This is a genomic window from Faecalibacterium sp. DFI.5.82 (assembly GCF_029076575.1).
Taxonomy (GTDB): Bacteria; Bacillota; Clostridia; order Oscillospirales; family Ruminococcaceae; genus Faecalibacterium; species Faecalibacterium duncaniae.
On sequence record NZ_JARFIS010001097.1, the window covers coordinates 1 to 290 of the forward strand.

Annotated in this window: 1 protein-coding gene; it reads right to left on the reverse strand. The window is 44.8% G+C overall.

What is annotated here, in order from left to right:
- The coding region (locus tag P0G09_RS20310; protein WP_275253583.1) for a hypothetical protein at positions 1-290 on the reverse strand (290 nt) is incomplete at both ends.

The window sequence follows — 290 nt, forward strand, 5'->3', positions numbered from 1 at the left end:
TCTTTCAGTTCCTTATCCAAAGTCAGTTTCACTGTACGTCTGTCGGCTTTCAATTCTGCCTTTGTCACTTCGTATCCGTCTACCTTAAACATTCCCGCTTCCGGCGTACGGATCGTCTCGTCAAATTCAACTTCTGCTTCTTTTCCGTTTCCTTCTACAGAAAGGATTTTCGCAGGAGTTTCATCTTTCTCACCAAACTGCAGGATCAAAACTTCCTTCGGATTAAGCGTGTATGTCACGTCCTTGCCATATGTAAGCGGTTCATCTGTCTGGTGTCTCTGATCTCCTAC